Raw genomic sequence first — 7176 nt, 5'->3', positions numbered from 1 at the left:
TTACAAGAGAGCTACTTACAGTAAAACTATCTATTGTCTGTCTTCGTTTTAGCTTTACAGATAACAGAGAACCCTATCTGTAAAGATGAACTTTACCACAAGATAAACATTCGAAATTACCTGACTTCCTAATCTTAAATAAATGCTCTAATATCAGCTAGATCTGATCTTATAGCTAGTTATATATTGCTAGTCTGAAAGATAGTTAGATATGTCGGTAAGAATGTATGTAAGTAAGTCTGTAAGTATGTCTGAAGGTAATTAGTAATGAAGATTTAATCTTGATTAGTTGTTCCCCCTCTTCGCTTTATACTGCCCATTTATATATTGGAGTTCCCATGAAATCTCTAAATATTTTGGTACTCAAATCATCAATGAGTCCACAGCAACAATCGACTACCAATCAATTAGTAAATAGCGCTGTTGCTCAAGTAATTAAAGCCCACGCACAATTTATTAAAGATCATCCAACTCTTGTTCCAGAGCAAGAAGAGCCGAGCTATCAATATATAAATCTTGATCTCTATAACGATTTTTATAACGAACAAACCTTATATCAAGCTGTTACGAACCAAGCAGCAAATCTCCCTTTAACCCCTACTACAAATCTTGCTAGCCAAACAACCTTTGATATTCGTGGTGAGCAAGAGCAAGTACTAGCCGAATTTAGTTTAGCTTATAGCGGCTTACTAAAGCATAGCTTAAATGCCGTTAAAGTATTCGAACGTGATGTCGATGCTTTACCTTACAACTATACCTATGCTCATTTAGCTATTGCCGAGCAATTTAATCCGATTCGTCTGAATACTCGTGCTTTACTACACCAAGTAAGTAAAGATTACCAATGGGATAACTTTGCTAAAGCTCTACCAGCGATCACTAAAGACGATAACAACAGCCAACTAGAAACCAGCGGTTTCTTAGGTTTTTACCAACAACAAGTAAAACCGATTTTTGCTGCTGATAATAATGCTCGCTATAGTCATAAATACTATACCGAATTAGATTTATACTTTGAACTAATGGCTGCGCGCTTCCTTGAGCAATTACCAATCGAAAACGAAACTAAAGAACGCCTCGCTAACCTTAGCACAACAAACGACAATCATGTATTAAGTAAGTATATAGATTTTAAACTTGAAGATTATGCTTTTAACACGCTCTATCAGACTTACTTAAACCGTGTAAAACTCCCTAGCCAACAAAAACAACATTCTTGGTCAGATTTAAGTAATGCTTGTTTTAGATGGTTACAAGATCCGGTTAACTTTATCCTTGATAACGAACGATTACAAAGTGGTAAGATCGGTGAACGCAGCATTGGTTATTTAGGTACTTATATTGCTCAGCCAGCCAATCATGAGATTTTTCCAGAAACGCATCCGGCCCAGGCTTTAGCTTTAGCCAATAACTTAGTAAATGAGTTCTTAAATGCTGACATTATTATCGTCGCTTGTCCAATTTATAATCACAGCTTACCAGCTAAACTGAAAAACTACCTCGACTTCTGGGTAAGAACTGGTGTTACTTTTAATTCGGATAATCCAACAGCCTTTAAAGAAGCTACTTATCCAACAGCGAAGAAAATGTTTGTGGTAAGTGCGGCAGGAGCTGGTTATGGTTATGTAAAACCTATTTCTGATTTCTTTACTAACTACTGTAACTTTATTGGAGCTGAGTTCGCTGCGCCATTGATTTATCGTCCTTATGCGCATAGTGTTACTCATCCAGAGTTAACTGATCCAGAACTAGTTGCTAAACAAGCAACTTTAGACGAGCAAGCACAAGAAACTCTTAAAGCTTGCATTAATAAGCATGTAGCAGACTATCTTACTAAGCTCCATCAAGCTCTTACTACTACCAAAGAACGTTATCCTTGGTTAACTGATAAAGAGCATGCAAATTACTCAAACGAGCAAGATGCTAAATGTAAAGAGCAAGCTACTCAATATAGAGAAGAAAAACTACATCACTGTGCATACCAAATGCATGGCTTTAGTTTAGTACCTCTACTTAACTATGAAGCCCTTATCAAGATGTACGAGCAAAAAGCAAATCATCTCAACCTAGAAAGCAATGCCAATTTAAGCGCATCATCTAAAGCTATAGATGATAAGCAGCAAGCTCTACCTCTATGGGGAACTTATTTTATAAGTACTTTTGCTAAAGATCCTCAAGCTCCAGTTAGTAACTTTAATCAGTTGTTGCCTGCAATTGTAAGTCAAGAAATTACTGCAGAACCTACTGCAACCAATGTTGAGCAGTGTAATCTTTATGGCTCTCCTTATCAAGGTGAATTTGCAATAAGCTTCTTACCATCAGTACTGCTACGTGAACAAATTAGCCTAGTTCATCAAAACACAGTACGAGGGATGATCCCAACTAATCTCCTGCCACTTGCTGCAGATAAAGTGCAAACTGTAATCTCTTACAGTAATTTAGCATTGCTACGCAAAGTGCATTTTGGAAAAGAGAACCTTACAGTAAATACCCAAGATCAAGCAGAATCTTGTTTAATTAGATACTTAGCACCTGATTTCCAAACGGTATGGCCTGCATATTCTTATCAGCAAATCTTAGATCTAATTAAATAGCTCTGCAAGAAGTTAGGTAGTGTTGTTTATTTAGGTATTGTTGTTAATTTTTTAGTGTTATGTAGTGCTACGTAGGATTAGGTAGCTAATTAATGAGTTGCTTAATTACCTTGTTTAGTAACTAATGAACGCTGTACTAATATTGGCTACTAGTACTAGAGTAAAATAGTCGAATATTTTATTTGTACTTGTTTACCTAACTTAGAACCAACACTGAAACAAAATAACGATATTTAGCCAAAACTCTCTAATTTAACTAGATCATTCTCTTAACAAAGTAGGTATGAAAATTTATTTCCACTAGTTACTAAAGTGTAAATTCTTGTACTGCTTTGCAAGATTTTAGTATAATTTAGGTAGTTTGTAATCTGTGTCGCGCTTGTTTCTAAGCAAAACGCATATTACATTCTAATATCGTTAAAAAGTCTAAGAAATGTAACAATATTTCTTCAAATGAAGACCAAGATCTCTTGGTCTTTTTTTATTTTCTGCTACCGCAAAAACTGTGGAGTATCACTTTTTTCGTAGTATCTTTTGAGCTTGTGGTGTAATCATTTGCTTGTGGTAAATAATTGCACCTCAGTTATACACCAAAATTGAAGTGCCCTATAATTGTAGCTACTAAAACTTATGATTTCTCGCCTTTGAGTAGCCTCCAACTTAGCCATAAATAAACATGTGCAAAGGAGAGTAAAACTTGCTATATTAATAGCTTGTTTTACTTAAAGAGCTTATTTCTCGTCAACTTAGAGTAAAAATTAGAACCTTAATAGGTTCTATTGTCTAAGCTTTTTACTAAGCTTTTTTAACCAGCATTTTTAACAACAAAAACAACTTAACAGCAAGTTTAACTTTGAAAACCACATTGCTTTCTAAGTGCCTAGCTCTATCCTCAACTTAGATCGCACACTAAGGAACAACATGACTTTTAAACAAATGACAGACATCCTTACTCCAGAAGTCTTAAGTGCTTATGAAGCCTTAATCTTCGATATGGATGGTACTTTAATTGATACTTTACCTGCTCATGGTACTGCTTGGGAAGAAACAGGTAAGATTTTTGGTTATCACTTTGATAAGCGTATTATGGTGGAACTAACAGGTGCTGCACCTGCTACCATTGCTAAAGCCATGATGGAAAAAGCAGGTATGGACATGCAACGTTTAGATGAAGTAATGGCAACGAAAATCTCGGTTGCTAAAGATCTTCTAATTACGCAAACGACCAAGCTTCCTGCTTTAGAGTTAGCTGAACATTATGTAGGTAAGAAATCTCTAGGTATAGGAACTGGTTCATTCCGTCACTTTATTGATCTACTCAATCCTAAGTTTTCCCTATATCAAACTTTTGGTGGTAGTCAACATACAGTTTCAGCCGAAGACGTAACTAAACATAAGCCTGATCCAGAAACTTGGTTAACTGTAGCGCAACGTCTAAATGCCGCTCCACAAAAATGCCTAGTATTTGAAGATGGGACTTATGGTATTCAAGCAGCGTTAAATGCTAAGATGGATGCTTTTGACGTAGTAAACTATAAGCTTTATCGTGCATCTGATTACACTAATGCTCAGGAAGTTGAACAGGCTTTAAGTCAACGTAACACTGCTCCAGTACCTACTAATGTGGGTTAAGATTTAATCTGCTGGATCTTAAGAGGTATTGCATACTTATTTCATATTTGCTCTTGTTATATACTAGTTTCATACTTGTATTTGTTGCATACTTGTTGCATACCTTGTAAACAGATAGAGTAGATCTAGTAAAGATAAACCCTATAACCCCAATTAACTCTATAAACCTGATAAACTCTATAAATGAGATAAATCCTCTCAATACTTGGTTAGTCTTTGTGAGGATTTATTCGTTTATAGATCATCACACGTATAATCGTTAGACTTGAGTTCTTACCTTGCTATTTATCCCTGTAAATTATGACTAAAACTTGCTCCTTGTACCGTCAAGTTTTTCTTAAACTAACAACTTTCTCCTCGATATAGCATATTCTGAAATTTTTTCTGCAAGTCAAACAATTTGTAATATAATCTTTTCGTATAGCGCTAAAACGTAAGCTTCTCTATTTGGTAAAAACATCAAGTGTTTATATTGGCTTTATATGGCTAAAATTAAGCTCTTATCCTCAATCTTTCTTAATTTTAGTAATCCTTAAAATACTATCGCAATATAACTAGCTTACAAGCTATATTACACTTACCTAAAGAGTTTACTCTTTAGCATTTCCTCCGGTTCTGAGTAGAGCTAAGTTAGATGGTTACCACGACTTAAACTCTACCACTTCTCGATTTATATATTTCTCACTTGCAAAGTAATGAGATGACGATCCACTAACTCATCTCTTCAACTAGAGAAAAATCATTCCCTAACTTATTTCATAATTTTTATCCTTATATGTAGTTTCGTTCTTTATACATCTCCAATTAGAGATAGATCCGGCACGCCTAAAAATTATAGGTGTTAGTTAGGCTTGACTAAATATTACTCTTGTCGACAATAACTCTCTAAGATAAGCATAATCTTAGATGATAATTATTGGCTTGAATTTAATCGGTAAGATCGTGTTGCGATTAGATTTATAAGTTATTTAGTTCAATTAGATACCTAATCATTCTTGCCGCCTCATCTTTTGTAGATAGGAAGTTTTACAGCTTGATCTTTTACTGATAAGTTGTTTCACTGATTGGCCTCGTGCTAACTAATTTATTCCTAACTTGGATGACTTACTGCACAAAGCAATGGATAAAAAACCACTTTACTGACCATCAACTACACAAACTTTATGAAATAAAACTTTCTCTTATGACAACTCACTTTCTTGGATTGAGTTTATTTGCTCTGAGTTTATTGGTGTTGAGTTTATTTGCTATAAGGATTTAACCGCTTATTGCAGTAATTCACTAATCTGATAGCTTATTGAATTAGCTTATAAAGTCACTAATATCGGTTATTAAAATCGCGAAGTTGAATCTATCTTTTTATTACTGTTTTCTACTTCAGAAGCTGTTGCAAGGCAACAGCTCACCTCTAGATGATTTTCTAGAGATCACTCTGGCTACAACTATTTATTGTTATCATGGATTTAGAAAGTTTAAAAGCTCTCTCTATTAATCAATTAATTGAATTTGCAGAAAAACAGCTTGATGTGGGCTCATGTGCTCGCATGCAAAAGCAAGAAGTAATTTTTACGATTCTTAAACATTTAGCCGATCATGGCGAAGAAATTAAAGGCTCTGGGGTGCTAGAGTTACATCCCGATGGCTTTGGTTTCTTACGTAGTGCTGATTGCTCTTATCTCGCTGGTCCAGACGATATTTACGTATCACCTAATCAAATTCGCCGTTTTAATTTACGTACTGGTGATACTATTATGGGGATAATTCGCCCTCCAAAAGATAACGAGCGCTATTTTGCTCTTTTACGCGTAGATGAGATCAATGGTGAAGATGCTGAACAAGTTAAGAACAAAACTCTTTTCGAAAACTTAACTCCATTGCATGCAATGGATCAATTAGTGCTTGAGCGTAAAGGCATTAGCACTAAAGACAATATAACCCCACGTTTAATTGATTTTATATCTCCTATAGGAAAAGGACAGCGTGGTCTTATTGTTGCTCCTCCTAAAGCCGGAAAAACCGAATTACTCAAATCAATTGCAGTTTCTATTACGAATAATAATCCTGAATGTGAATTAATTGTACTACTTATTGATGAACGTCCTGAAGAAGTAACAGAAATGAGTCGTACCGTGAAAGGGGAAGTAGTTGCTTCAACTTTTGATGAACCAGCAGCAAGACATGTACAAGTAGCAGAGATGGTAATTGAACGCGCTAAACGTCTTGTTGAACACAAAAAAGATGTGGTTATTCTTTTAGACTCAATTACTCGTCTTGCACGCGCCTACAATACGGTAACACCTTCATCTGGTAAAGTATTATCCGGTGGTATTGATGCTAATGCTCTACACCGTCCAAAACGTTTCTTTGGAGCTGCCCGTAATGTTGAGGAAGGAGGATCTTTAACTATTATTGCTACGGCTCTCGTAGATACTGGTTCAAAAATGGACGATGTAATTTATGAGGAGTTCAAAGGTACGGGAAATATGGAATTACACTTAAGTCGCCGTGTTGCTGAACGACGTTTATTCCCTGCTATTGATGTCTTACCATCTTCAACTCGTAAAGAAGACTTAATGCTAACTCCAGATGTCATCGAAGTACAATGGGAAGTACGTAAAATTCTTTCTGAAGAAAGTAATGAAATCGAGCGCCTCAAATTACTAATGGAAACAATTGAAAAAACTCAAGATAATCATGAAATGCTTGAGTTCTTCCGTAAAAAATATGTGATTGAAGCAAAATAATTAACTTATTTTGCCAATAGTATTCATATATTTCTCATATAAAAGTTTTGTACTCTTAAAGAAGATTAGAAGCATAACAAGCAAGTACTAAACGTAAAAAACTTGAATTAGCTTAACTATACTCCTCTTACGTTCACAATATCCAATGCTCTTCCTCTTGATATTACTTTTACTTTTTGTTAGTTAATATTCACAACACACAAAGC

At 35.2% G+C, this 7176-nt stretch carries 3 protein-coding genes; all 3 read left to right on the top strand.

Annotation, left to right across the window (positions count from 1 at the left end):
- Nucleotides 1-338: 338 nt before the first annotated feature.
- The 3 genes from CKF58_RS03220 to rho all read left to right on the top strand — a co-directional run bounded on the left by CKF58_RS03220 (nt 339) and on the right by rho (nt 6970).
- Nucleotides 339-2594: an NAD(P)H-dependent oxidoreductase gene (locus CKF58_RS03220; protein WP_119530911.1), complete on the top strand. Its 2256-nt coding sequence runs from the start codon at nt 339-341 to the stop codon at nt 2592-2594.
- Nucleotides 2595-3515: 921 nt separating this feature from the next.
- Nucleotides 3516-4226: an HAD-IA family hydrolase gene (locus CKF58_RS03215; protein ID WP_119530909.1), complete on the top strand. Its 711-nt coding sequence runs from the start codon at nt 3516-3518 to the stop codon at nt 4224-4226.
- Nucleotides 4227-5683: 1457 nt separating this feature from the next.
- A complete protein-coding gene (gene rho / locus CKF58_RS03210; RefSeq protein WP_119530907.1) occupies nt 5684-6970 on the top strand; it encodes a transcription termination factor Rho in 1287 nt (428 codons plus the stop codon).
- Nucleotides 6971-7176: the final 206 nt, after the last annotated feature.

It is taken from the genome of Psittacicella hinzii (assembly GCF_003585935.1).
GTDB classification, from domain to species: Bacteria; Pseudomonadota; Gammaproteobacteria; order Enterobacterales; family Psittacicellaceae; genus Psittacicella; species Psittacicella hinzii.
Note: the sequence above shows the minus strand (reverse complement) of the source record. Positions and strands in the feature narration are given on the sequence as shown.

Bases quoted from the DNA above. Each gene is read 5' to 3' on its own strand.
- CKF58_RS03220 (WP_119530911.1), top strand. From the start codon at position 339: ATGAAATCTCTAAATATTTTGGTACTCAAATCATCAATGAGTCCACAG.
- CKF58_RS03215 (WP_119530909.1), top strand. From the start codon at position 3,516: ATGACTTTTAAACAAATGACAGACATCCTTACTCCAGAAGTCTTAAGT.
- rho (WP_119530907.1), top strand. From the start codon at position 5,684: ATGGATTTAGAAAGTTTAAAAGCTCTCTCTATTAATCAATTAATTGAA.